This is a genomic window from Paludisphaera rhizosphaerae (assembly GCF_011065895.1).
In the GTDB taxonomy this organism is placed as follows: domain Bacteria; phylum Planctomycetota; class Planctomycetia; order Isosphaerales; family Isosphaeraceae; genus Paludisphaera; species Paludisphaera rhizosphaerae.
The window spans coordinates 65,264-87,404 of the sequence record NZ_JAALCR010000025.1; the positions used below are offsets into that span (position 1 = coordinate 65,264).

15 protein-coding genes and 1 tRNA gene are annotated in these 22,141 nt (G+C 67.3%); 8 read left to right on the forward strand and 8 right to left on the reverse strand.

The window, feature by feature from the left end:
- Positions 1 to 96 precede the first annotated feature (96 nt).
- Positions 97 to 1,839 (forward strand): ABC transporter permease, encoded by a 1,743-nt coding sequence (locus G5C50_RS25355; protein ID WP_165073771.1) that lies wholly within the window; start codon positions 97 to 99, stop codon positions 1,837 to 1,839.
- Here the strand turns inward: G5C50_RS25355 and G5C50_RS25360 are convergent.
- From G5C50_RS25360 to G5C50_RS25375, 4 genes are all read right to left on the reverse strand, one after another.
- A complete protein-coding gene (locus tag G5C50_RS25360; RefSeq protein WP_165073772.1) occupies positions 1,833 to 2,849 on the reverse strand; it encodes a DUF1559 family PulG-like putative transporter in 1,017 nt (338 codons plus the stop codon). The genes G5C50_RS25355 and G5C50_RS25360 overlap by 7 nt on opposite strands.
- A gap of 223 nt (positions 2,850 to 3,072) precedes the next feature.
- The gene (locus G5C50_RS25365; protein WP_165073773.1) at positions 3,073 to 6,972 is read right to left on the reverse strand and encodes a serine/threonine-protein kinase; all 3,900 of its coding nucleotides are present in this window, start codon (positions 6,970 to 6,972) and stop codon (positions 3,073 to 3,075) included.
- Positions 6,973 to 7,040: 68 nt separating this feature from the next.
- Positions 7,041 to 7,628 (reverse strand): ECF-type sigma factor, encoded by a 588-nt coding sequence (locus G5C50_RS25370; protein WP_165073774.1) that lies wholly within the window; start codon positions 7,626 to 7,628, stop codon positions 7,041 to 7,043.
- Between the two features lie 211 nt (positions 7,629 to 7,839).
- Positions 7,840 to 7,912: transfer RNA gene (locus tag G5C50_RS25375), tRNA-Met, on the reverse strand.
- A 1,248-nt stretch (positions 7,913 to 9,160) separates the two neighbouring features.
- On the opposite strand from G5C50_RS25375, the gene G5C50_RS25380 reads away from it, so the two are divergent.
- The 7 genes from G5C50_RS25380 (at position 9,161) to G5C50_RS25410 (ending at position 17,038) form a co-directional block, all read left to right on the forward strand.
- Positions 9,161 to 11,404: an arylsulfatase gene (locus G5C50_RS25380; protein ID WP_407673595.1), complete on the forward strand. Its 2,244-nt coding sequence runs from the start codon at positions 9,161 to 9,163 to the stop codon at positions 11,402 to 11,404.
- A 167-nt stretch (positions 11,405 to 11,571) separates the two neighbouring features.
- Positions 11,572 to 13,950 carry an arylsulfatase gene (locus G5C50_RS25385; RefSeq protein WP_165073776.1) on the forward strand — a complete coding sequence of 793 codons (2,379 nt, stop codon included), beginning with the start codon at positions 11,572 to 11,574 and terminating at the stop codon, positions 13,948 to 13,950.
- A 372-nt stretch (positions 13,951 to 14,322) separates the two neighbouring features.
- Complete coding sequence (locus G5C50_RS25390; protein WP_165073777.1) at positions 14,323 to 14,997, forward strand: AIM24 family protein; 675 nt, start codon at positions 14,323 to 14,325, stop codon at positions 14,995 to 14,997.
- 42 nt (positions 14,998 to 15,039) lie between these two features.
- On the forward strand, positions 15,040 to 15,240 hold the full coding sequence (locus G5C50_RS25395) for a LapA family protein (protein WP_165073778.1): 201 nt from the start codon (positions 15,040 to 15,042) through the stop codon (positions 15,238 to 15,240).
- 177 nt (positions 15,241 to 15,417) lie between these two features.
- Complete coding sequence (locus G5C50_RS25400) at positions 15,418 to 15,945, forward strand: NADPH-dependent FMN reductase (protein ID WP_165073779.1); 528 nt, start codon at positions 15,418 to 15,420, stop codon at positions 15,943 to 15,945.
- Positions 15,946 to 16,234: 289 nt separating this feature from the next.
- On the forward strand, positions 16,235 to 16,489 hold the full coding sequence (locus tag G5C50_RS25405) for a hypothetical protein (protein WP_165073780.1): 255 nt from the start codon (positions 16,235 to 16,237) through the stop codon (positions 16,487 to 16,489).
- A gap of 33 nt (positions 16,490 to 16,522) precedes the next feature.
- On the forward strand, positions 16,523 to 17,038 hold the full coding sequence (locus G5C50_RS25410) for a c-type heme family protein (RefSeq protein ID WP_165073781.1): 516 nt from the start codon (positions 16,523 to 16,525) through the stop codon (positions 17,036 to 17,038).
- Positions 17,039 to 17,218: 180 nt separating this feature from the next.
- Here G5C50_RS25410 and G5C50_RS25415 read toward each other — a convergent pair whose 3' ends face one another.
- From G5C50_RS25415 to G5C50_RS25430, 4 genes are all read right to left on the reverse strand, one after another.
- Positions 17,219 to 18,340 (reverse strand): hypothetical protein, encoded by a 1,122-nt coding sequence (locus G5C50_RS25415; protein WP_165073782.1) that lies wholly within the window; start codon positions 18,338 to 18,340, stop codon positions 17,219 to 17,221.
- A 719-nt stretch (positions 18,341 to 19,059) separates the two neighbouring features.
- A complete protein-coding gene (gene hemA, locus G5C50_RS25420) occupies positions 19,060 to 20,379 on the reverse strand; it encodes a glutamyl-tRNA reductase (protein ID WP_165073783.1) in 1,320 nt (439 codons plus the stop codon).
- A 2-nt stretch (positions 20,380 to 20,381) separates the two neighbouring features.
- The gene (locus G5C50_RS25425) at positions 20,382 to 21,263 is read right to left on the reverse strand and encodes a cytochrome C assembly family protein (RefSeq protein WP_165073784.1); all 882 of its coding nucleotides are present in this window, start codon (positions 21,261 to 21,263) and stop codon (positions 20,382 to 20,384) included.
- A gap of 87 nt (positions 21,264 to 21,350) precedes the next feature.
- The gene (locus G5C50_RS25430; RefSeq protein ID WP_165073785.1) at positions 21,351 to 21,938 is read right to left on the reverse strand and encodes a DUF2239 family protein; all 588 of its coding nucleotides are present in this window, start codon (positions 21,936 to 21,938) and stop codon (positions 21,351 to 21,353) included.
- Positions 21,939 to 22,141 lie beyond the last annotated feature (203 nt).

Here is a 22,141-nt window from a genome sequence, read left to right on the forward strand (position 1 = left end):
TCGGCAGGCCCTTGTCCGCAGCAAGCTTTGCAGGATAAAGTCGATCCCCGGCGGTCGCGGTTTCGGACGACGGTGCGGACGGGGGAGGCCGAGGGAATGGCGACGCGCTTCGGGCTGGGGCCGGTTTTCGCCTATGAGTGGTTGGCCGGCTCGCGACGTTGGCAGGTCTATGCGTTGCGGTCGTTGCTGGTCTTCTTGATGTTCCTCGGCCTGGCGTGCGTCTGGCTGGGGGAGCTGGACGATTCGGGGAGGATGTCGGTCCGGCAACTGGCGGGGATCGGCCAGGACTTCTACATGGCGACGGCGTTGATCCTGCTGGGTCTGGTGGGCCTGGCGGCGCCGGCTGCGACGGCGGGATCGGTCTGCGTGGACAAGGCCCGCGGCAATCTGATGGTCCTGTTCACGACCGACCTGTCCAACACGGAGATCGTGCTGGGCAAGCTGGCGGCGCGGCTTACGCCGGTGCTCGGCCTGATCGCCTGCGCGGCGCCGATGCTCGCGCTGGCGACCCTCTTCGGCGGCGTCGACCCCTTGCTGCCGACCGGCGCGGTCCTGGTCTGCCTGGCCTGCGGCGTCTTCGGCTGCACCCTGGCGCTGACGCTGTCGATCTGGGGCCGGAAGACGCATGAGGTTCTGCTGGCGACCTACGCCTTCGGCATTTTCTGGATGCTCTCAGCGTTGATCTGGGCGGCGATCTTCGAGGTCGTCCCCTGGGCGGCCCGCCCGTCCTGGTTTCCGGGCCAGTTGGCTCTGCTCCCTTACAACCCGGCCTTCCTGGTCCTCGCCCCCTTGAATGGCGTGACCGGCCCGCTCTCAATCGGGATCAAGGAACAGGCGCGGTTCTGCGTGCTGGGACTGCTGACCTCGGCGTTGCTGGCGGCGCTGTCGATCTGGCGGATCCGGACGGTGGTCGTCCGGCAGGCCGGTCGAGGAGAGGCGGTACGCCGGCCGGAGCCGCCGGTCGAGGCGCGTCCGACGCCGTTCGGCTGGCTCGCGGGCTTGATGCCGTCGCCGTCGCTCGACGGCAATCCGGTCCTCTGGCGCGAGTGCCGACGGCGGCGGCCTTCGCTCTGGACGGTCGCCGTCTGGGGGCTCTACGCCGTGGTCGCCAGCGGGTTCAGTCTCTGGGTGGTCGTCTCCGTCCTCGCCGGCGCGCGGGGGGGTATCGGAGAGGGGGCCAGCGTGATCTCGGGCTTTCAGACGGCGGCCGGGCTGCTGCTCCTGAGCGTCTCGGCGGCGACGAGCCTGGCGGAAGAGCGCCAGCGCGGAAGCCTTGATGTTTTGCTGACCACGCCGTTGTCGACCCGGTCGATCGTCATGGGCAAGTGGTTGGGGGCCTTCCGGGGCGTGCCTCCGTTGCTCATCTGGCCGGTGCTCATCGCCGCGTCCGTGACGACGAACAACGGGTTCGCGCCGATCCTGATCGGCGGCCTGATCCTCGCCTACGGCGCGGCGATCACCAGTCTGGGCCTGGCGCTGGCGACCTGGCTTCCCAGGCTGGACTGGGCCGTCGGCCTGACCGCCGGGCTTTACGTCGTGGTGCTCATCGGAGCCATCGCCTTCGGTATGACGGTCTTCGGCGAGGGGCCCAATTCGATCGGGCCCGGCGTGGCGGCGGCCAGTCCGTTCTGGGGCGTCGGCTACTCCACCGGCCTGTTCAGCGGCAAGATTCTCTCGACCGGCAAGGCCGTCAGCCACTCCGTCTGGATCGTCGTCTGGATCGTCGTCTACGTCGTCGTCGCCCTCGCCCTGCTGCTGGCGACGCTCAAGACGTTCAACCGCTGCCTGGGCCGGACCGACGATCGGTGTCGACGATCCGGCCGCGGCCTCGATCAATAGCTGTCGGCGCTGATCACCTCGCCGCCGGCCCGCGTGCCGAGGGCCATCCAGGTCGATTGGTTGATGCTGTCCTTGATGAACCGGACGCTGCCGTCAGCGAGCAGCGTGTTGACGCCGCCGGAGTGGAAGCTGTCGGCTCGGGTGAACTCCCCCTGCTGGGCCGCGACGCTGCTGCCCCATTTGCAGACGCTCCAGGGGTAGTTCGAGGCGTTGGGGGTGACGACCGTGTTGAAGATCGTGTAGCCCTCGGTCCCGATCGCCCAGCGGAGGCCCTTGTCGGTCAGGATCGTGGGGGCGGCGGCGGCGTACGAGGTGTTGCAGGTGTTCAGCGCCGCCTGGACGCTCGCGAGCGACCCGGAGGCGTCCAGCACGCTGGCGGCCGTGGGGAGCGAGCCGCTCTGCAAGGGGCCGTTCCCCCGGGCCTTGACCTTCGCGCCGGAGCCCCGGATCCCCTCGGAGAAGGCGATGGTGTTCGAGGTGCCGTCGACGGCGTCGCGGATGCCGTAACATCCCAGCAGCCGGAACAGGCCGCTGGTCGTGGTGGCGCTCTTGACGGTCGTCGTCCCCTTGGAGGCGAAGTAGTTGTTCCAGTTGTCGCTGGATGCGTTGCCGTCGGACGGGCAGAGAAAGGTGTTGATCCGCGCCTGTTTCGCCGTGGAGTTGATCGGGTTGGCGTCCGCTCCCTCCGCGGCGAAGTTGAAGTTGATCGCGTTGTAGATCGTCCCCCCCTCGATGTCGCCGAGAAGCAACGCCTGGGCGCTCCAGTTCTGCTGGTCGAGATACTTGTTGGGCAGGGCGACCACGCCGCTCGAACACCCCAGCGGGAACGAGTCGTGCCGGCTGTGGTAGTTGTGCAGCGACAGCCCGATCTGCTTCAGGTTGTTCGTGCACTGGATCCGCCTCGCCGCCTCGCGCGCCGCCTGCACGGCGGGCAGCAAAAGCGCGATCAAGACGGCGATGATGGCGATGACGACCAACAGCTCGATCAACGTGAAAGCCCGACGATCCATCGCAACAACCTCCCCATGCGTCGGCCGATCCGCCTTCGCGCAGGCGAGCACGATTCGCCCCGAGGGGGCGAAGGCGGAAAAGACGCCGGAAGTGATAACTCGCACGAACCAACCAAGAATATGGCGATGCGACGAATGTACCGAGGGGTGGCGGTTTCTGAAAATAAAAACGCATTCATTTTCAATGGGCCGTTCACCCGATCGTCGACGATCCGGCGAGATGTCAGCGGCTCGCTCGGATCAGCGATTCAGCCTCGGCGCGGAAGCGGTTCAGCTCAGCGCGCTGCTGCCATCCCAGGTAAGCGGCGGTATCGATCCAGGCGACCGCGCGGTCGAGATACGTCCGAGCCCGATCCTTGCCGCCGAGCCGATGATGGATCATGGCCAGGAAGAGCCAGTCGTAGGCGGTCGCCGAATAGCCGGGCTGTCCTTCCAGGCCGTCCAGTTGCTTGAGAGCCTCGTCGTCGCGGCCCAGGCGGTAGAGCAGGCAGGCCCGCGTGTGGGCGCTGTTGTTGTCGGACGACTTCCCCAGGGACTTCTCGACAAGGCCGAGCGCGCGGGCGGCTTCCCCGGCGGCCGAAGGGGCGAGCACGCACAGCCAGGCCGCGTTGTTCAGGGTCGTGCGATCGGTCGACTGGCCGTGGCGTTGGATCGCGTCCCGGCAGAGTTGGAGGTAAGAATTCTCGTCGCCGACTTGCAAGAAGATCTGGCCGTGCGCGATCGCAACCGGCAGGTAATCCGGCGCGAGGGCCCCGGCCTTCCTCGCGTCCGCGGCGGCCTCGTCCCAACGGCCGAGTTCCGCGAAGCAACCGGCGCGGGCCCCCCAGTCCCCTCCGAACCGGTCCTCCGGGGTCAGGAAGGGGGTGATGGCGTCGATCGCCGCTTCCCAGCGCTTCTGCTTCATGAGCTGGTCGATCTCGCCCCACCGCTCGGACTGGATCACGGCTTCGGCCTGGAGATACCGGAACTGCGTCTCCAGGACGACCTCCCAGGCGTCGGTCGGGCCGGCTGCGGGGTCCGGCCGACGGTTGCCGACCTCGACCCCGTTGAGCAGGTTCCGGGAGGCGCCGGAGTTCCCTCGGCTCTGCTGGACGCAGGCCAGGGCGATCCGCAGGGCGCCGGTCCTCACCCGGTCGTAGGCTCCCTGGAGCGCAGGCAGGTCCACCTCGCGTCCGGCCCGCAGGGAGGCGGGGGCGATAATGAACTGCAGCCCCTGTGTGGCTCCGCTGTTGGCCTTGACCATCCGATCCATTAACTCGGCGATGCGCTCCGGGGGGACGCCGGGATCGGCGTGGAGCAGGCAGAGGCGGACGAGCATGGCGAGCGTCCTCCCATCGACGACGCTGCCATGGCGCTCGATCAGCCGGCCGCAGGCGCGACGGTAGCCCTCGACGTCGTCGGTGTAGAGCTGCAAGGTCGCGAGCCGCAGCCAGGTCCTCCGGTTCCACTCGCCGTCGCCTGCGAGGTCGGCGTCAAGGATCGAGGAGTACTCCCGACAGGCTTTGGCCCAGTACTTGAGTTCGGAAAGGGCGTCGGCGCATTTGATCCGGAACGGGACGTCGGCCTCGCGCCCTCGGGTCGCCGCGGCGAAGGCGGCCTCGGCCTGGTCGGACTCTCCGAGGGCGGCGTGGTAGCGGAACCGTTCAAGCCTCATGTAGAAGTCGTCCGGGCGGAGCCGGACCGCCTCGGCCAGCTCCTCCTCCGCCCTGTCCCACCAGCCGGCGTCGGCGTACGAGCGGAACGCCTCAATCGCGACGTGCGGGTCGCGGCGGCGGATGCGTTTCACGGTCGCCAGCTCGGTTTGGGCGTCGGAGAGGCCTCCCCGGCGGACATGGAAGCGGAACGATTCGAGCCGGATCACGTCGTCGTTCGGGGCGAGCTGGACGGCCCTGGCGTACTCGGGCGCGGCCTGGTCCCAGCGCTTCAGCGCGGCGAGGCCTCGCCCGCGAAGGATGCTCCGCCGCGGATCGTCGGGCATCGCGGTTCCCTCGATCAGCCGATGCGCCTCGTCGTGGAAGTAGAGGAACTCCGCCCAGTCGTTCCAGTATTGCCAGGGTACGAGCCCAGAGCGGCTGTCGGCCTGGGTGCGGATCGCCTGCTGGAGGAGGCGGTCGAGTTCCCGCCGCGAATTCGCCAACTCCTGCCGGGCGGCCTCGACCTGCCCCGACCGATGCAGCGCCATTGCCAGGACGGGATACACGAGCGATCGGGCGTGGAAGCTGGTCTTCGACAGGGACTCGCGCAGGTCGTGAACGGCCTCGGCGTCCCTCCCGAGGCGGTGAAGGCAGAGCCCCCGCACGAAGAGTCGGCTCCACTGGAGGTCCTTCGGAACGAACCGAGAATCGAGCTCGATGGGCCTCGCCGCGAAGGCGGGGATGGGGTTGGCCAGCGAGCAGGCGCGGACGAGCCGGATCAGGACGGACGGGTCTCTGGAGCCCTCAAACCGTGTCAGCATCCGCTCGCAGGTCCGCCGATAGGCCGGCGCATCGCCCCGGATGAGGAAGAGCAAGGCGGCCTCGTACCATTGCCGGGCCAGGTCAGGCGTTCGGTGGTCGAACGACCGAGCGTGGTCCTCGGCGGCGAGGTCCCACAGTCCCATCGTCGCGTAGAGTTCGCCGCGATGGAGCCAGACCTGGGCGTGGTCCGGGCGCAGCTCGATCGCCCGGCCGTGCGAGGACTCGGCCGCGGCCCAGCGGTTGAGCGTCGTCTCGTGCGCGGCCAGGTCGATCGCCGCGTTGGCCGCGTTCATCCGCTCGGCGCCTTCGCGAAGCTCCTGCGCCTTGGATTCGGCGTCCCGCCGCGCCGCGTCGGCCTCGGCTCTGGCCGCGCGCTCGGCCCGCCATTTCCAGGTCACGCCGGCCAGGCCGGAGACCAGCAGCAGCGCGAAGCCCGCGGCGGTCAGCACGGAGGCCCGGTGGCGGCGGTAGGACTTCTGGAACCGGTACCAGGACGACGCCGGGCGAGCCTCGACCGCCTCGTCGGCCAGGTAGTGCTGGACGTCCTTCGACAGGCCGGCGACCGTCTCATAGCGCCGGGTGCGGTCCTTCTCCAGGCAGCGCATGACGATCCAGTCGAGCTCGCCCCGCAGCAGGTTCGAGAGCCGGGCCGGGTCGGTCCCTCGCCGCGCCGAGACGGCGGACAGCGTGTCGCCCAACGAGGTGAGCCGCGTGCTGGGCCGGGGCGGCTCCTCCTCGCGGATGATCCGTCGAATCTCGTCGAACGCGGCCCTCTGGAACCGCCCTCGGTCGAAGGGCGTGGTGCCGGTGAGCAGCTCGTAGAGCAGGACGCCCAGCGAGTAGACGTCGCTGCGGGTGTCCACGTCGAGCTGGTTGACCTCGGCCTGCTCCGGGCTCATGTAGAGGGGCGTGCCGATCATCTGGGCGAACCGCGTGTAGACGGTCTTCTCCGTGAGCTGCTGCCCGAGCGCCTTGGCCACGCCGAAGTCGATCACCTTGACCACGGGCACTCCGTCGTGCGGGGCGACGAGGATGTTCGAGGGCTTGAGGTCGCGGTGGATGACCCCCTTCTGGTGGGCGTGCTGCACGGCCTGGCAGACCTGGATGAACAGGCCGAGCCGCTCCCGGGTCGTCAGGTTGTTCTCGTCGCAGTATTCGGTGATGGGGACGCCGCGGACGAGTTCCATGACGAAGTAAGGGCGGCCGCCGTCGGTCGTGCCGCCGTCGAAGACGCTGGCGATGTTGGGGTGGTCCATCATCGCCAAAGCCTGCCGCTCAGCCTCGAACCGCGCGACGACCTGGCGCGAGTCCATACCGGGCTTGATGACCTTCAGGGCCACCTTTCGGCGAACCGGCTGGTGCTGCTCCGCGACGAAGACCAGGCCCATGCCCCCCTCGCCGATCTGCTCCATCAGCTTGTAGGGGCCGATCATCGTCCCCTCGCCCTCGCGGCTGGCTGGAGGGTCGAGGGTGGTCTCGCCGGGGGCCGCCGGCGCGCCCATGAACGAGCCGGCCTCGCCGAAGGCGTCCAGCAACTCCTGGACCTCCGCCCGGACCCCCGGGAAACCCTCGCAGGCGTCGTCGAGGAACGCCAGGCGCTCGTCCAGCGAGGCGATCTCGGCGGCGCGGCTGAAGACGGATTTCACATCCGGCACGGGACGGCTCATGGGCGAAAGCTCCTGACAGGGGTGTCACCCTACCCTGCGCCGTCTACGGGACGAGACTGCCAGGAAAATCAGCCGGAATCGGGGGTTTGTCGGAACTCGTCTTCGCTCCGCAGCTTGCGGAAGAGCCAGGCCCGGGCGAACGCCCAGGTCCGGTAGGCCGTGCGCGGCGAGACGCCCAGCACGTCGGCGGCTTCGTCCAGCGTGAGGCCGGCGAAGTAGTGCAGCTTCACCAACTCAGCGGCGGCGGCGTCCCGCGCGGCGAGGCCGTCGAGGGCCTCATCCACGGACAGGACGTCCTCGATGGGCGCCGAGGGGGCGGGGAGATCGTCGGGCATCTCCAATCGCCGGCCGTTCCCGCCGCGCTTGAGGCGCGCCTTGCGTCGGGCGGACTCGACCAGGATGCGGCGCATCGCCTCGGCGGCGGCGGCGAAGAAATGGGGACGCCCCCCCCAGTCCTTCGCCTGGCCCCCGCCGACCAGACGGAGATAAGCCTCATGGACCAGGGCCGTGGCCTGGAGGGTCTGCCCGGCTCGTTCGGCGGACAGCTGTCGCGCGGCCATCCGGCGCAGCTCAGCGTAGACCAGCGGCAAGAGATCCTCGGCGGCCTGTCGCTCGCCCCGCTCGACGGCGGAAAGGATGCTGGTCAGATCGCGCATGGATCGGCCTGCCCGGTCTCACTCGCTGGAAGGCAGCCTTGTCGTTTGTCCGATCGTAGCCGTCGGGAGACGGGAGGAGCCGTGAGCCACGGACGGCCACGTACCCAAGATGGAGGTTTGAGGCGATGTCGGCAGGGATAGACCTTGATTGGCCTCCCTGCTCGACTTCTCTTAAGTGTGTGTTTACGCGGAGCTTTCGCTCCGTTTTGAGTTGCGCCGGCAGGAATCGAACCTACGACCTCCAGGTTATGAGCCTGGCGAGCTAACCGCTGCTCCACGGCGCACTTGGATACTACCCGAAGGCGGCGCCGGGGGGAACCCTCCACCCAAGACTTTCGAAGCCGATTGGGCGGATTTCTGGGGGCGCGGTTGCCGCGGCCGTCGAGGCGGACGCTCCGAGAACGACGAGCCGGACGCGGCCCGGGTTAATCGCTGTCCGCGCTGACCACCTCGTTCCGGCTCGGGTGCCGAGGCCCCTTCCGGTGGCGGGGCTGGTGCGTGCTTGATGAACGGGACGCGGCCGTCGCCGAGCAGGACAGTGACGCCGCCGGAGTGGAAGCTGTCGGCCTTGACGAACTCGCCCTGCTGCCCGGAGGCTGATCGCGTTGTCGATCGTCCCCCCCCCTCAATGTCGCTCAGCAACAGCGACTGGGCGCTCCAGTTCTGCCGCACTAGAGCGCTGACCGCTCGGGTTGCACACAGAGCGGAGGAGTCAACGGGGACTGGCTCCGCAGCGCAGCGGAGGTGCCTGTCCCCCTTGGCTCCGAAGCGGCCTCGGGGATGCCCGGAGAAAGGGGACAGGCACCCGGCCGCCAGGTCGATACCAAGGGCCGAGGCGCTCCCGCCGGGAGCCAGTCCCCTTTCTCCTCCGCCGTGTGCAACCCAAGCGGTCGCCGCACTAGGTACTTGTTGGGAGACACGCAGATGCCGTTCGACGACTCGCACGACCGATCCAAGGATATGGCGATGCGAGGAATCGACCGAGCCGACGCGGCAGCTCCAGGTGAAAACCGATTCACTCGATCGTCCGTGGCGCGCGGTCACCGGCGATTCGCGCGCGACTGGCCGACGACGTTCTTCCTCTGTGCGGTTCTGAGGACTACGATGATCGGCGAAGCATTTCTCGGCTCGAAGCATGGTTTGGCCGAGCGCCGTCGAAGTCATGGCAGGCGGCGGCCGACTTCGACGCCCCACGGCGGATGACTGAGTTAAGCGTGGGGTTCGCCTGCCCTTCCTCGAAAGGGGCTCACGCAAGTCATCGGTCTAGGCCGTCGGCTTGCGTCATTCCTGGCACCGCCTGGCCGAATTGAACTCAGAGCGGAATCCGACGAGTTCTAGCCTATCCATCAACCGTTGTTTCACATCAAGGGGTCTAAATCATGCGGGCCCGATTACTTCTCCCGACTGCGGCGCTGCTCACTGCCGGCGCTCTGCTCGGATGGGCGTCGACTTCCGGCTGGTTTGCCCAGGCGCTCGCACAAGATGCGAAGACCACGCCGACAGGGCCCGCCGACGGCCGCACGAAGCTGCCGATGCCCCTGTCGCCGTTCGAGGGGAAGATCGGCAAGACCTACAAGGAGTCCGAGGCCGTCTGGCAGAAGCCCCCGGCTGCTCCCGAGGGGGCGCCGAACGTGATTGTGATCCTGCTGGACGACGTTGGATTCGGGCAGATCTCGACGTTCGGCGGCCTGGTCCCGACGCCCAACCTGGACAAGCTCGCCGCCCGTGGGCTGAAGTACAACCGCTTCCACACCACGGCCATCTGCGGACCCACGCGGGCCGCCCTGCTCACCGGCCGCAATCACCACGAGTGCGGCAACGGCTTCCTGATGGAATGGGCGACCGGGTTCCCGAACTACTCCACGATGATCCCCAGGAGCACGGCGACCATCGGCGAGATCCTTCGTGACAACGGCTACGCCACCTGGTGGTTCGGCAAGAACCACAACACGCCCGACTGGGAGACCACCGTCGCCGGCCCCTTCGACCGTTGGCCTTCCGGCATGGGCTTCGACTACTTCTTCGGCTTCAACGCAGGCGAGACCCACCAGTACTACCCCGTGCTGTTCGAGAACACGACCCCCGTCGAGCCGAACAAGTCCCCCGAGGCCGGCTACCACTTCATGACCGACATGACCGACCGGGCGATCGCCCGCATGAAGTTCTCGAAGTCGGTCGCGCCGGGGAAACCGTTCTTCATGTATTTCGCCCCCGGAGCCATGCACGCCCCGCACCACGTCACCGCCGAGTGGCGCAAGAAGTTCGCCGGCAAGTTCGACATGGGCTGGGAGAAGTACCGCGAGATCGTCCACAAGAACCAGCTCGACCGGGGGATCATTCCGCCGGGAACCAGGCTGACTCCCCGGCCGGACTGGGTCCCCGCCTGGGATACGATCGACGACGAGAAGAAGAAGCTCTACACCGCGCTGATGGAGAATTTCGCGGGCTACTTCGCGTTCACCGACCATGAGGTCGGCCGGCTGCTGGACGCGGTCAGGGAGCTGCCCGATGGGGACAACACGCTCGTCATGTACATCGTCGGCGACAACGGAGCGAGCGCGGAGGGGGGCCCGGACGGGACGCTCAACGAGATCAAGAACCTCAACGGGTTCCAGACCGACGTCAAGGACACGCTCGCGAACATCGGCAAGCTCGGCGGCCCCGAGTCCGAGCCGCACTACCCGATCGGCTGGGCCTGGGCGGGGAACACCCCGTTCCAGTGGACGAAGCAGATAGCCTCTCACCTGGGCGGGACGCGAAACCCGATGGTCGTGAGCTGGCCCGCCAGAATCAAGCCCGACGACAGGCCCCGCGACGCCTTCCTGCATGTCGTCGACGTCCTGCCGACGATCCTGGAGGCGGTGAAGATCCCCATGCCCGGCACGGTCAACGGCATCGAGCAGAAGCCCCTTTCGGGAAGGTCGTTCCTCGCCAGCTTCGCCGACCCGAGTTTCAAGGGCCGCTCGGAACAATACTTCGAGATCATGAGCAACCGCGCCATCTACCGCGACGGCTGGAAGGCGAACGCCCATCACTCGTTCCCCTGGCGCGGGGATTATTCGCCCGGCAAGTGGGAAGAGGACCGGTGGGAGCTGTACCACCTCGACGAGGACTTCTCGGAGGCTGAGGATCTCGCCGCGAAGATGCCGGACAAATTGAAGGAGCTCAAGGCCGCGTTTGATGAAGCGGCGGTCCAGCAGGACGTCTACCCGCTCGACGACCGATTCGCCGCGCGTCTGGCGGTGGCGAAGCCGCCGGTGCCCGGTACGTCGCCGGACGCGAAGCAATTCACCTATTTCCCCGGCGCCACCCGCATCGCGGAGGCCGCGGCCCCGCCGATGAAGAACCGTTCCTGGACGCTCTCGGCCAGCATTCGGAGCGAGGGCGAGAAGTCCGAGGGGGTGCTCGTCGGCTTCGGCGGAGTCGCCGCCGGCCTGTCGCTCTACCTCGACAAGGGTGTGCCGGTCTTCGATTACAACTACTTCGAGAAGCACACGGTCGTGAAGGGGAAGCAGCCCGTCCCGACCGGCGCGGCGACCGTCGAGGTCGATTTCGATTACCAGGGGGGCGAGAAGCCCGGCGGTCCGGCCGCCGTCACGCTCAAGATCAACGGCGAATCCATCGCCCAGGGAACGATTCCGGCCACGGTCGCCGGCCGTTTCGGCGTCGACACCTTCGGCGTCGGCGAAGACACCGGCCAGCCCGTGACCGATGCCTACAAGACGCCGTTCAAGTTCAATGGGACGATCGACAAGGTGATCGTCACCGTGAAGTAATCGTTGCGTCCACCGTCGAGGAGACTGTCCCGTAAGTCGAGTGGCGACGTTCCGACGTCTTTCCCCTCCAGGGGGGAAGGCCGTTGTCGGCTCAGTCCAACGCACGGTTGAGACAGTCTCCAAGGCAGAAAACCCCGTCTCTCTCCATGTCCTATGTGAGAATCTCCATGCGAAGTCGCATCCCGTTCTCAGCCGTGGTCGTCTGTGGACTGATCGCATTCAGTCGATGGAGCGCGGCTCTCGCGCTGCCTCCCGCCGAGGAGCCGCCGCAGGGCGTCACCCCGAAGGTGCTCCCGCGGTCTGACTTCCACTTCGACGGCAAGGTCGGCAAGACGTTCAAGGAGTCCGACCCGCCGCAGTTTCCCCAGCCCGTTCAGGCGCCGAAGGGAGCGCCCAACGTCGTGCTGATCCTGCTCGACGACACCGGGTTCGGCCAGTACTCGACGTTCGGCGGCGGGATCCCGTCGCCGACGCTCGACAAGCTCGCGGCGGAAGGTCTGCGGTACAACCGGTTCCACACGACGGCCCTCTGCAGCCCGACGCGGGCCTCTCTGATCACCGGCCGCAACCACCACTCGGCCACCTTCGGCTGCATCACCGAGGCGGCCACGGGGTACGACGGGTACACCTGCGTCCTCCCGCGGAGCTGCGGGACGATCGGCGAGGTGCTGCGGCAGAACGGCTACATGACGGCCTGGATCGGCAAGAACCACAACACGCCGACGTGGGAGACCAGCTCCATCGGCCCGTTCGACCGCTGGGCCAACGGCCTGGGGTTCGACTACTTCTACGGCTTCAACGCCGGCGACATGAACCACTGGGATCCGCTGCTGATCGAGAACCGCAACCTCGTCCCCAAGAGCAAGGACCCGAACTACCACATGACCGAAGACCTGGCCGACAAGGCCATCGACTGGGTCCGCAAGTCCACGAGCATCTCCCCGGACAAGCCCTTCTTCCTGTACGTCGCGCCGGGGGCCAATCACTCGCCGCACCACGCGCCCAAGGAGTGGATCGACAAGTTCAAGGGGCAGTTCGACGCCGGCTGGGACGCCTACCGCGAGGCGACGCTCGCCCGGCAGATCCAGCTAGGCGTCGTGCCGCCGGACACCAAGCTCACGACCCGGAGCGAGGGACTCCCCGCGTGGGACACGCTCAAGGACGGCCAGAAGAAGGTCTACGCCCGGATGATGGAGACGTTCGCGGGATACTCGGCGCACGTCGACCACCACATGGGGCGGATCATCGACGAGGTCAAGAAGCTCCCCAACGCCGACAACACGATCTTCCTCTACATCGTCGGCGACAACGGCGCCAGCGCCGAGGGGGGCCTTGAGGGGAGCCTGAACGAGAACCTCTTCTTCAACGGCTTCCCGGAGAAGTGGGAGGAGAACCTGGCGCACATCGACGAGATCGGCGGGCCGAAGTGGTTCAACCACTTCCCCAGCGCCTGGGCGCACGCGATGTCTACGCCCTTCCAGTGGACGAAGCAGGTCGCCAGCCACTTCGGCGGCACGCGCAATCCGATGATCATTTCCTGGCCCGCCAAGATCAAGGACCGGGGCGGCCTGCGGACGCAGTTCCTGCACGTCATCGACATCGTGCCGACGCTCTACGAGGCGATCGGCGTCACTCCGCCGACGACGCTCAACGGCATCGAACAGAAGCCGATCGAGGGGGCGAGCTTCTTCAAGTCGTTCACGGAGAAGGCCGCGCCGGAGTCGCGGAAGACGCAGTACTTCGAGATGTTCGTCAACCGGGGGATCTACCACGACGGCTGGATGGCGTCGAGCCGCAGCTTCGTGCCGTGGGACCCCAACCGAGGCGACTTCGACCCCTTCACGGCGAAGTGGGAGCTCTACAACCTCGGCAAGGACTTCTCCCAGGCGGAAGACCTGGCCGCGAAAAACCCGGAGAAGCTCAAGGAGCTTGAGTCAACCTTCTGGACCGAGGCCGAGAAGTACAACGTGCTCCCCCTGGATTGGCGTGGCGTGGAACGCCTGAGCGGCGAGCTCCAGGGCCGGCCGAACCTCGCCGGCAAGCGTGATAAATACGTCTACTACCCTGGCCAGATCGCCCTCCCCAGCGGCGCCTGCCCACCGCTGCTCAACAAGTCGTTCACGGTCACGTCGAACATCGAGATCCCCGAGAACGGGGCCGAGGGGATGATCTTCACCGAGGGGGGCGTGACCGGCGGCTGCGGGATCTACCTGCGCGACGGCAAGGCCCACTTCGTCTACAACATGCTCGCCCTGGATCGATACACGATCACCTCCGAAGCGCTGCCGAAGGGGAAAGTGACCCTGGCGATGCACCTCGCCTACGAGGGCAAGCCCGGCGAACTCGGCAAGCCCGCGACCGTGACCCTGACCGCCAACGGCAAGAAGGTGGGCGAGGGCAAGCTGCCGAAGACCGTCCCCCTCCAGTTCTCGCTGGGGGAAGGCATCGACATCGGCCTGGACACCGGCTCGGCCGTCGACTTCACCTACAAGCTGCCGTTCGCGTTCACCGGCAAGATCGAGAGCGTGACGGTTGAACTGAAGTGACGCCGACCTTGCCGTCGAGCGCGTCTCGCCTCCCCGCCTACGACGGCTTGCCTCTGGGGAGCAACTGACGGAGAGTCTGGCGACCAGTGGTCCGGGCGACCTGCCCGGGCCACTCGGTCGTTCGCCGCTCAGGTGGATGTCATGTCGGAGTCGACCGCTGGATCCACGCGAATTGCGTTGAAGGCCGAGTTGTTCGGGAACGCATGTCGGCGACCGTCGGGTCATTGGATGTGGGCTTTGGGCGATGTAGAATCCAGCCCGTCGTGATCGCCGCCGTCCCATCGATTCAAGGGAGGAGAGCGATCCGCGGGGCTCGTCGGCGCGCTCACATGTTGTCTCTCGACTGGGCATCCGAAAGTTGGTGATGTGATCATGGCCACGTTCGAGGTCGAAAGACTGGAAGGATGCCAGTGGATCAAGGCGACGTTGCGCGATGAGACGGTGCGAACCGAGCGGGGCGCCCTCAACCACATGAGGGGCGACCTGAAGATGGACATGCCCTTGCCGTCGCCGCGCGAGGCGTTCATCTCGCTCTTCTCGGTCGAGTCCATGTTCCGTCCCCGGTTCCGGGGCACCGGCGAGATCTATCTCGAATCGTCGCTGGGCGGTTTCTACTCCCTTCAGGTCACGGAGGGAGAGCCTTGGATCGTCGAGGACGGGGCCTACTGGGCTTCGGAGCAAGGGATACGGCTCTCGTTCCATCGCGAGCGAGTCGTCGCGGCCTTGTGGGCCGGCGAGGGGTTGTTCTGGTATCAGTCGAAGGTCTCCGGCAGCGGCCAGGTCGTGCTGGCGACCTCGGGCGACGTGGAAGAGGTCGTCCTCAATGATGAGCAGTTGACCACAGAGGGCCGGTACGTCCTCGCCCGCACCGCGGGCCTTCGCCTGGACGTCCGCAGGCCGGCACGGGGGCTGCTCGGCTACTTCTATTCGGGGGAGAGCCGTATGCGGGTCTACCACGGGACCGGGCGCCTGCTCCTCTCGGCCACGCCGAACTGGCGGCTGCGGATGGCTCAGAACGCCGCGGCGGGCGTGTTCAAGTATCTCTGACGTGCGGAACAGCCGGGCCGATTCCTTCCAGGACTCACAGCCATGCGTTACGTGAGCGGCGTACTCGCCGTCCTGCTCTTCCTGATGGTCGTCGCGTTCTCGTTGCAGAATCGCGAGTCCGTGACCCTGACCTTCCTCGCCTGGTCGACCAGCCTGCCGAAGATCTTCCTGATCCTCGGCACCTACGTCCTGGGCATGCTCTCAGGCTGGGGATTCGTCACCCTCGTCAAGCAGGCGTTCTGAAGCCCGACCGCCGGCCGTCGCCCGAACCGAGCCGCCGGGCGAATGCGCGGGTCGACCTCGCGCGGGCGTTGACGCTCCGCGTACGATCCAGACGACCCACCCGGCTTCAATTCGAGTCGCCCGTCGGAACGGCGGTTCGGTCGAAGTCTCGGCGCATGGTCCTGGAGTGCGAGCGCAATGCGGATCCTGGCGGTGTCCGGCAGCCTGCGGGCGAGGTCTTCGAACACGGCGGTCCTGAACGCGGCCGTGAAGCTGGCTCCGCCCGGCGTGGAGGTCGTGCTCTTCGAGGGGATCGGGGCGCTCCCCCATTTCAACCCGGACGTCGACGAGGCTGGGCCCCCCGCGACGGTCCTCGAATGGCGAAGCCAGGTCGAGCGGGCCCAGGGGTTGTTGATCTGCAGCCCGGAGTACGCCCGGGGCGTCGCGGGCGTGATGAAGAACGCCCTCGACTGGCTCGTGAGCGGCCCGGAATTCTACGAGAAGCCCGTCGCCGTCATCAACGCGTCCCAGCGGGCCACACAGGCCGACGCCAACCTGCGCGTGACCCTGACGACTATGTCCGGCCGCCTCGTCGAACCCGCTTCGATCACCCTCCCCCTGCTCGGCAAGAACCTCGACGCCGAGGCCATCGTCGCCGACCCGTCCCTCTCCTCAGCCCTTCGCGACGCGCTCCGGAACTTCGCCGAGGCGATCGGGGGAGGCTGAGAACGCCCGTCCAACGTACGTTTTGCCGTCGCTATGGCGACCAGATGACTCACGCCCTCCTCCGCGGATATCCTCAAAGGTCGGGAGGATACCCGGATTGAAGGGGCGCGAGGATGACGTGGATTCCTCGCGGCATGATGGAGATCTCCCGGTTGTTCGCTCGGAGCCAGGGCGCGATCCCGGGAATGGGGACGAGCCTCCACGGGATGTCGCTCATTGATGCCGTTGGGATTCACAAATCTTGATCCAACGCGGGCCCGCGTTCGCGACGGATTGGGGGGCTCTCGACATGGCGAGGGGACGAAAGATCAGGCTCGGGCTCGTCGGGGCGGCCGCGGCAGCCGTCGCCATCGGGGTAGGGTCGCAGTTTGCGGGGCGGACCGGCCTCGTGGCGGGTTCCGCCGTCTCCCGCACTTCGCCGCCGTCCGTCCCCTCGACGGGTCCGCCAACGACCGATGACGCCGCCGCAAAACGGGTCGATCCCGCCCTGGCCAGCCCCGGGGCGGAACTGATCGACGCCCTGGACGAGTGCGTTCAGGAGTGATTCCGGGGGACCAGGGAGTTCGGGATCTCGCGGATGGCATACCGCTGGATCATGCATGTGGGATCGGCGGAGACCTTTGCCCCGACCACAGACCGAGAGGCGGAGGTCATGGCCGCCCTCCAGAGTCGGGGTGGGAAGGTCGGCTTTTACCTCGGGAGCCGAAGGCTCGCCAGGCCGTCCATGAGTCAGGACGTCTGGGAGTGGAACGATGGGGCCATCCAGTCCATCGAGGGCCCAGTCGAGATCACGCCGGGAACGACGAACGCCCCCCTGCCCGGGGCGCGTGAGCTTCAGGAGATCGGTCGAAAGGCGCTCGAGGCCTTCGAACACGGCGACCGCTGCCAGACCGTGCTCGGCCGGTGGACCGTCGACGCCCGCGCCGTTCGGGCGTCCGAACAGAGTTGTCTCGACTGCCATCGAGACCGGAAGGATCGCGTGGCGATGGAGTCGAAGTATCTCAATCGACCCCTGGATTTCACGATCCTCGATCCGAAGCTCGGCGACCCGCTGGGCGTTGCCTTCTACGTGTACGCCCGGCCGCCGGAGTGAGCCGGCAAGATCGAGAGTGTGACCGTCGAACCGAGGTGACGCCGCCGTGCAGGCGAGTTGGAGCGGAGGCCGTCGCGGATTCTCGAGGGCCATCTCCGCAGCCGAGCGAGGGAGAGGGAGCCGACCGGCTCTGGACGCGCATCCCACAAGGCGTTTCCAAACCCGCGCCGGTTTTCCGACTCAATAGTCCTTGAGGACGCCGACGAGCGTCTGATTGCTGTACGCTTGCGGGCCCGTCATCGGGACGTTCACGCCGGCGAAGAAGAACCAGAGTCCCGGTAGGGCGGTGATGTGGCAGCGCATTCCCGGCGTGAGGCTGAAGTACGTCTCATGACGGGGGTGGCCCGCGATCACTGAGTTCTGGCTGGCCACCAGATCAAGCCAGAGCATGTGGATCCAGCCGTCCTTGTCCCCGGCGAAATACCGGCCCACGGCGACGTTGTTGACGATCGACGTGTGCCCTGTGGTCGGCGTATGGCTGAGCGGCACGCTGACCCCGTGCTCGGTCTTCACCACCCACTGGTCGTAGAGGTTGTACCAGGTCTGATACAACGGCGTGATCGCGGTCACGCCGTTGCCGTTGACGTAGTCGCCCGTGGGCGTGCGCACCGCGATATTGATCAACTGGCCGAAGTCCTTGCTTTCGGAGAGCTGGAATCGCGCGTGCACGGTCATGTCGCCGAAATTGCTGTGATACTGGCTCGGGCTCCCCCCCTTGGTCGCGACGACGACGGGGACGTCCAACTGAGCCTCGAACCGCCGGTTGAACGGGACGAAGAGCGTGTACTGGCCGAGATAGCGATCGCCCGTCGAATTCACCCCCCGTGCGTAACCAAACACGAAGAACCAGGCGCGGAAGAAATGGCCGCCGAAGGCGTCCACCCATCCCTGCCGCGGAACGCCGTTGTTGCTCGCCGTCGGGAGAACGAACGGCTGGTCCCAGCCCTCCGTGAAGAAGCCGCGAAGCGAGAGCGGCGTCCACCGAGCCTGCGCCTCTTCCGAATAGATGTCATCGAAGATCGACGCAACGATGACATCGATGTTGGACCGTCGCGCCGGGAACGTCCCCGGAGCGGCGATCGGCCCGTCGGGGGTGGAGAAAGTCTCCGGGCCGAGGGTGCCGGCCGGAGCCGGAGCCGGGACCGTCGCCGCCGGCGCAAGCTCCCCCGGCGCGGGTAAGGGAGGCTGATCCGGACTCGCCGGATTCACCTGGGCGCGAGACTCGGCGACCAGGCACGCGGACAGGATCACCGCGAGACAACCACGCAGGACGCAACGGGCGACCTTACCAACAGGCGTCATCGGCATCGACTCCTCGACGGGATCAAGACGACTTCGTCCCCCCCCGCTCTCGGGCTCTGCGGCATTCAGCCGCGATGACAACCCGGACTATCGGCGTTTTCGGCAATCTTGATTCAGTCGTTTCTGAAAGAACAGCGAGTGTCGGCCGAAGGCGCGGGAGGAGCGGCTGGACGGGGAGTGTCTGGGAGGATTGAAAAGGTGTCAGGACCCCCTCGACTCATATCCCCAGTCGGCCCTTCTCTCGTGGCTTTAAGCCGGACCTCCGGCAGGGCGGTTTCCTCGGCATTCATCTCCTCAGCGAGACGGCGCATCGTGCAGCACTCGCTCCGCGGAGGTGGGTCGAACATCGCCTGGGCGTTGACGACGGCCATCGATCGGCCCTCCAGGCGACGGGGGAATCGCGCTTTGGCGATTTCATCGCATACCGAGGTCACCGCCGGATCCGCCGTCTGGATTCACTCCAGATATTGGGATCGTGTCGTAACATCCCACTCAGAGGGGCCTTGTTCCTTGCCAATTCGGACGATGGGAGTGGTGGCGCGAGCGTCGCCGACGCAGGCCCACGACGAGCGTGGACATGATGCCTGGGGGAGCGTCGAAAGTGGTCGAGCGAAGCCAATCGCGGGGAGCGATTTGGGGTCGCAAGGCATTGTTGGGTAGTCGGTTGCGGCGGATGGGTTCGTCGGCTTCGTTTGGGGGGCGAAGCCAAAGGGAGTCGGTCAGGTGAGCTTGTCGAGGCGTTTGGGGGGCGGGGGGTCGCCGAGGCCGAAGAGGTGGCGGACGGCGGTGAGGATGGGGTGCGAGGGGGCGTCGGGGGGGATCGGTTCGGATGCGGCGGAGCGGACGGCGGCGCGGGGGTGGTGGAGGAACTGGTTCTGGAGGCGGGCGGCCATGTGGGCGATGGCCTCGCGGTCGGCGTCGCCGAGGTCGGGGAGGGACCGGAAGAGGTGCTCCAGCTCGCGGAGGCGGATCTCGTCGGCCCGGTCGCCGAGCTGACGCAGCAGGGCTCCGGCGTCCTGCTGGCGGCGGAGTGCGGTGTAGCAGGCGGCGGTTTCGCGTTCGATGATCAGCAGGGCCGGCTCAATCCCCTTCCGGCGGCGGGTCAGGTTCTGCTCGGCCTGGGCCCGCAGGTCGTCCACGTGGTAGAGCGTCACCTGGTCCAGGTCGCCGATCCGGGGGTCGAAGTCGCGCGGGATGGCGATGTCCAGGATCAGGGCCAGGCGGTTGCGGCGGGCCCGCTGGACGCGGACGTACTGGTCGAGGCCGACGATCGGCTCGGCGGCGGCCGTGGTGCTGATGACGAGGTCGGCGTCGATGAGGGCCTGGCCGAGCTGCTCGAACGGGACGGCCTGCCCTTGCCAGCGGGCGGCGGCGGCCTCGGCCCGCTCGGGGTTGCGGTTGACGATCAGGATCCGGCCGGGCGAGAGGCCCTTGAGGTGTTGGAGGGTCAGGTCCCCCATCTTCCCCGCGCCGATGACCAGCACGGTCTTGTCCGTGAAGGTGTCGAAGACCTCGCGGGCCAGGTCGACGGCCACGCTGGCGACCGACAGCTTCCCCTGGTCCATGCCGGTCTTCTCGCGGACGAGCTTGCCGACCCGGAGGGCGTTCTGGAAGACCGAGTGGAAGACCGGCCCGGCCGCCTTGCGGTCGACGGCCGTGCGATAGGCCTCGCGGACCTGGCCGAGGATCTGGCCCTCGCCCAGCACCAGGCTCTCCAGGCTGGACGCCACCCGGAACAGGTGCCCGACAACCGCCTCGTCGTGGTAGCCGACGAGGTGCCCGGCGAACGACTCCGGCCGCAGCCCGTGGAAGTCGCCGAGGAACTCGCCGACTTCCTCCACGTCCGGCGCGCGGTCGGCCGGGCCGGCGGCGTAGACCTCCACCCGGTTGCACGTCGACAGCACGACGAACTCGTTGCCGGGGAACGACTTCTGGAGGGCCTCCAGCCCTTCGAAAAGCCGGTCGTCGCCGAAGGCGAGGGCCTCGCGGACGGTGGCGGGGGCGGAGCGGTGGTCGACGCCCAGGGCGAGGAGCTTCATGGTTACGGAGCCCCCCCCGCCGAGGCCGTCCTGGCCGCGCCGTGGGCGGTCGGCAGCCGCAGAGCTTCCACTCCCACCCAGGTGAAGACCAGGAAGGCGAACGCCGCGATCGTCAGCATCATCACCGTCCGGCCCCGCATCGAGGGTCGGAACCGGGCGTGCAAGAGGACCGCGAACACCAGCCACATCCCCAACGCACTCAGGACTTTCGGATCGTACCACGGCACCCCCAGCGACGCTCCCCCGCCCTTCGCCTTGCGAAGCTCCGATACGCTCAGGAGGACTCCAATCACCAGCCCGGCCGTCAGCAGCGGGAAGGCCGCCACGACCGCCCCCCGATTGACCCGCTCGGATTGTTCGAGGCTCGGCAGCGAGAACCCGAACCGTCGCACCGGTTTCGACTTCAGCCGACGCATCTGGGCAAGGTACATCAGCCCGGCCGCGAACGCCAGCGACGCGCAGACGGCCCCCGCCAGCAGGAACATCCCGTGGATCGTCCCCCAGAAGGCGGTCGCTCCGTCCCACTCGCGACCCACCGTCCTCGGCACGAACCAGGCGGCCCCCGCGATCAACCCGAGCGCCAGCGGCAGCGTGAAGAACCCCACCGCCACCTGCCTCGGCCAGTGCAGCATCAGGTAGAGCCCGATCAGCGCCACGACCCAGGAGAGCACCATGACCGACTCGAACGCCGAGGTCACCGGCAGCAGCTCGTTGCGAGCCATCGCCAGGTTGGCCAGATACAAGGTCTGCACCACCCAGCCCAGGAACGTCAGCCCCACCCCCGCATACCACCGCAGCGGACTGCGCACGAAGACCCTCGCCAGCTCGACCGCCAGCGCGAGCACGTACGTCCCGGCGAAACACAGGATCTGGAGCCGGTCCATCCCCTTCGATGCCCTCGACGTCCCCCAATCAGGCGAGTGGATCCATTGTAGCCCCCCGGGCTGCCGAATCCCAGGGGGCCCGGCCGATCACGAACCGGCCGATCCATCCTCCGCCTCCAGCCGGGCCGCTTCTCGCGAGAGTTTGCAGAAGTGCTCGCGGAGGTCGGCAGGCCAGGCGGCGATCAGGGCGTCGAAGCGGTCGGGGTCGGGGGCGAACAGGGCTCGCGAAGCTTCCTCGAAGTCCGGCAGGTTGCCAGCGACCGACCACATGACCTTGCTGGCGGCCTCGCGAATCAGCCGGGCCTTCTCTCGCCCGGGCTCCCGCTTGCGAGCCTCGTCCACCAATCTCCGCAAGGCCGCCGACGCCCCTCCCCGCTGACGCTCCAGCCAGTCCCAGTGCCGAGGAAGCAACGTGACCTCCCGCGCCACCACCCCCAGCTTCGGCCGTCCCGGTCCCGGCTTCGGCGTCCCGGCCTCCGCCCGGTCCAGGACGTCCTGCTCCGTCCCCCGGAAGTCGAAATCCACCTGCTTGCCCGTCGCATCCTCGAAAATCAGAACAGGTTCCGGCTTCTCGCCCTCCAGGTACGTCTTCACCCCCCGCAGCATCGTCGCCAGGTCGCCCGAGGCGATCCGCCCCACTCCGGCGAAGGCGGTATAGGTCTGGGGCTCGTCCATTTGGTTCTCTCCTGGGGTTGAATAAAACCCGGGTTCAATTTGGCTGAGGGAATAATATCCGGGTGTTTTGTGGAGTCAATATGTCCGGGTGAAATTCGGGGGAGGTGGACGTGTGGTAGTCTTCAAGTCGTCTGCGATTGGGACCGCAACGGCCTTCCCCCCTCGCGGGGGAAGGTGGCCGCGAAGCGGCCGGATGAGGGGGG

Coding starts and splice junctions, on each gene's coding strand:
- G5C50_RS25355 (WP_165073771.1), top strand. CDS start 97: ATGGCGACGCGCTTCGGGCTGGGGCCGGTTTTCGCCTATGAGTGGTTG.
- G5C50_RS25360 (WP_165073772.1), bottom strand. CDS start 2,849: ATGGATCGTCGGGCTTTCACGTTGATCGAGCTGTTGGTCGTCATCGCC.
- G5C50_RS25365 (WP_165073773.1), bottom strand. CDS start 6,972: ATGAGCCGTCCCGTGCCGGATGTGAAATCCGTCTTCAGCCGCGCCGCC.
- G5C50_RS25370 (WP_165073774.1), bottom strand. CDS start 7,628: ATGCGCGATCTGACCAGCATCCTTTCCGCCGTCGAGCGGGGCGAGCGA.
- G5C50_RS25380 (WP_407673595.1), top strand. CDS start 9,161: ATGCCCCTGTCGCCGTTCGAGGGGAAGATCGGCAAGACCTACAAGGAG.
- G5C50_RS25385 (WP_165073776.1), top strand. CDS start 11,572: ATGCGAAGTCGCATCCCGTTCTCAGCCGTGGTCGTCTGTGGACTGATC.
- G5C50_RS25390 (WP_165073777.1), top strand. CDS start 14,323: ATGGCCACGTTCGAGGTCGAAAGACTGGAAGGATGCCAGTGGATCAAG.
- G5C50_RS25395 (WP_165073778.1), top strand. CDS start 15,040: ATGCGTTACGTGAGCGGCGTACTCGCCGTCCTGCTCTTCCTGATGGTC.
- G5C50_RS25400 (WP_165073779.1), top strand. CDS start 15,418: ATGCGGATCCTGGCGGTGTCCGGCAGCCTGCGGGCGAGGTCTTCGAAC.
- G5C50_RS25405 (WP_165073780.1), top strand. CDS start 16,235: ATGGCGAGGGGACGAAAGATCAGGCTCGGGCTCGTCGGGGCGGCCGCG.
- G5C50_RS25410 (WP_165073781.1), top strand. CDS start 16,523: ATGGCATACCGCTGGATCATGCATGTGGGATCGGCGGAGACCTTTGCC.
- G5C50_RS25415 (WP_165073782.1), bottom strand. CDS start 18,340: ATGACGCCTGTTGGTAAGGTCGCCCGTTGCGTCCTGCGTGGTTGTCTC.
- hemA (WP_165073783.1), bottom strand. CDS start 20,379: ATGAAGCTCCTCGCCCTGGGCGTCGACCACCGCTCCGCCCCCGCCACC.
- G5C50_RS25425 (WP_165073784.1), bottom strand. CDS start 21,263: ATGGACCGGCTCCAGATCCTGTGTTTCGCCGGGACGTACGTGCTCGCG.
- G5C50_RS25430 (WP_165073785.1), bottom strand. CDS start 21,938: ATGGACGAGCCCCAGACCTATACCGCCTTCGCCGGAGTGGGGCGGATC.